This is a genomic window from Pluralibacter sp., from assembly GCF_019237635.1.
In the GTDB taxonomy this organism is placed as follows: Bacteria; Pseudomonadota; Gammaproteobacteria; order Enterobacterales; family Enterobacteriaceae; genus Enterobacter_B.
In genome coordinates, this window is sequence record NZ_JAFAGS010000178.1 from 1 (window position 1) to 2,931 (window position 2,931).

The 2,931-nt window shown below is 58.4% G+C and carries 3 protein-coding genes; all 3 read right to left on the reverse strand.

What is annotated here, in order from left to right; genetic code table 11:
- A partial coding sequence (locus JO226_RS20945; RefSeq protein ID WP_296407022.1) for an amino acid permease occupies positions 1-629 on the reverse strand: 629 nt, incomplete at its 3' end.
- Between the two features lie 95 nt (positions 630-724).
- On the reverse strand, positions 725-1,831 hold the full coding sequence (locus JO226_RS20950; RefSeq protein WP_296407024.1) for a DUF4056 domain-containing protein: 1,107 nt from the start codon (positions 1,829-1,831) through the stop codon (positions 725-727).
- On the reverse strand, positions 1,831-2,931 hold the full coding sequence (locus JO226_RS20955; RefSeq protein ID WP_296407026.1) for a BamA/TamA family outer membrane protein: 1,101 nt from the start codon (positions 2,929-2,931) through the stop codon (positions 1,831-1,833). Before JO226_RS20955 ends, JO226_RS20950 begins: the two co-directional genes overlap by 1 nt.

Consider the following 2,931-nt stretch of genomic DNA (forward strand, 5'->3'; position numbering starts at 1 on the left):
GTTGCCAGGAAACCGCCATGGCGCCAGAGGTTATCCAGCGAGGCGTACTCGCCGCCGTGGCCGCTAAACAGCATCCACAGACCAAAGCCAATCATCCCGAGGATAGCCAGTACTTTAATCAGCGCAAACCAGAATTCCGTCTCACCGTACAGACGCACGTTGACGAGGTTCACGGCGTTGATAATGATAAAGAACACCGCCGCCCAGACCCAGGTCGGCACATCCGGCAACCAATACTGCATATAAATACCGGCGGCGGTGAGTTCTGCCATGCCGACCAGCACGAACATCACCCAGTAGTTCCAGCCCGACAGAAACCCGGCGAACGGCCCCCAGTATTTATACGCAAAATGAGCGAAGGAGCCTGACACTGGCTCTTCCACCACCATCTCGCCCAGCTGGCGCATGATAAGAAAAGCGATAATCCCGGCGATTGCGTAGCCCAGCACGACGGCAGGCCCGGCCATCTGAATGGCAGGCCCAATCCCCAAAAACAGGCCGGTGCCGATGGCGCCGCCGAGGGCGATGAGCTGAATATGGCGGTTTTGTAAGCCGCGGTGAAGCGTCGGCTGATTATCCGACTCAGTATCCGATTGCGTTTGTCCGGACGCGGTTGACGCGTTTTTCACGTCTTTCCCCTGTTGCGTTTTATGAAGGGGCACCTTTTAACACTTAGCCCGCCTTGCCGCAAGTTTCCTCCCGGCCGCAAGGCGGAGCATCACGTTTATTTCTGCATTCGCTGCAGTTGGACTTCATCGGACTGCTCGGCCCGGCGAGCCAGAACCTGGAACTGGCGCGGCGTGTAGTAGCCCGCAGGCATCGGCAGTTGCTGCATGTCGCTGCCGGGGTGAATTTGCAACTCGCCGAGGCGCGCCAGCACATAGCCGTTAAGGGTGTCAGGAATATGCAGCTGATACGGCGTCGCCTTTTCAAACGGCACCGGCGTCGGCAAACGGGTATCATCAAGGGAGTAATTGCGCTTCAGCACCAGGAATTTATCCGGCACCCGACGCTTGCTGTTCCACCAGTCGCCGTCCACCGAGCGGAACATCTGTTCGGTTTCTTCGCGCGTGGCCGCATTCAACCCCACCAGCGCCTGGCGAAGCGCGGTGTCCATCGCCCGGTTATAATCCTCAACCGAACGGGTATGCCCCGCCAGAATGACGTTAATAGAAAGCCTGGCGCCTAACAGGTTAGAGTAGAGATCTTCCGGTGAAAACGCGGATATCTCCTCCGAAAAACCGGGGACGGACTGGAAGCCATACCACTGCGCCACTTCGTGCCACTGCGCCAGTTCAAAGGCCAGCTTTCCCGCAAGCCAGGCCGCCAGGGTAAAGCGCTGGGCGGGCGATGCCGGGGGCGTAAAGGCGTTAAGCTGAATGCGGCGAACCCCCAGCTCTTCGCTATAGAACAACCGCCAGGACTGCCCCAGCTTCGGATACAGACGAGTGAACAGGTAGAAGGTGTTGTCCGCCGTATCGCGCACGTGAGCAATATCGATAAACCCGCCGCGATGGGTGTACATCAGGCCGTTCGCCTCTTCGCTGAGCCCGACCAGGTTTTTTACCGCGCCGAGCGCGCTGTCGTTATAGCGATGGTTACCCAGCGTATCCAGCGTCAGCACATTACCTATCTGATAAACCGGGATCGGCACCCCCAGCGCCCGTACTTTCAGATCATAGCCAAACGCGCAGCACGGACGCAGCGACTCCGGCGGCGCAAGATGCTGCGCCACCGGCGTAACGTTGCGCATCACCGGGGTGGGCAGTACGGTATCGCCCGCCGTGGCTGAAAAGGCGCACAGCAGAAGAGTGAACAACCAAGCACGCATTAAAAGGCCTCCGCGACCTGAAAATAAAATCCGGCCGTATCCCGGCCAACGCCTAAATCCAGCCGAATGTTCATATCCGGCTTCACTTCAAATCGATACCCCACGCCTGCCGTGGGCAAAAGAGGATGTTCGCCCAGATCGCCCGGCGAACTGCCGAGCGCCCCGGCGCCCAGCCACAGCACATAACCGTTACGCCAGTCGAGCTTTTGACGGTATTCAACCTGCCCGCTGACCACATCCTTATCGCGGTAGCGTCCCTGATAATATCCCCGCAGCCGTCGGTTATCTCCCGCCAGCGACAGCCGATCCCAGGGCACATCGCCGTCGGTAAACCGTCCCCAGAGATCGAAGGCCAGCACCCGTTTTTCATCCAGCGACGCATAATAATTGTACTGTACCTGCGCGGCCGTGAAGTGGGTATCAGAACCGAGCGCCGGGTCGAAAACGCTGTACTCGACGCTAAAAAACTGTCCGCGCGTAGGCCGGGTAATCACATCGCGGGTATCGTAGTGCATGCTGATCGTCGCGCCGGAACTCAGCGGCGTGGTTGAAGTGGTAAACCGGGAAAATTTATCGCCGGGATGCGGGTCGTCAATGTCGGCATCCATTGCCGAGAAATCCCAGCCAACGCCGAGATACAGGTTATCCGCCAGTTGGCGGAATAGCTGAGGATGCACGCGTATGGAGTTGTCCGTGTACTTCTGCTCGCTCCCCTGCGCGGCATCGTAGCCAACGCCCCAAAAACCGGTCGGTACTTTGGCGATGTTACCTTCAACGAACAACCGCCAGCGATCGTCGGTAAAAAACGTGTAGTTGGTAAATCCGACACCCAGCGCGCCGCTGGTGCTGACAAAACCGGTAAACGACAAGGACGAATTCTGCGTAACGGTATCTTTTGGGTCAACACGGTAGACCCCCGCCGCCGCCATCCCAAGCCCAAGCCGCAGCTCAGGAGTATAAAACGGCCCTGGCAGCACGCTCCAGTTAATCCCTTTGCTGGCAACATACTCATTATCCGCCCCGAGCTTGCCCAGAAAGGCATCTATCGATTGCCTGTCCAGCGCAAACACCGGCGGCGAGGAGAACACCGCGCTAATCAG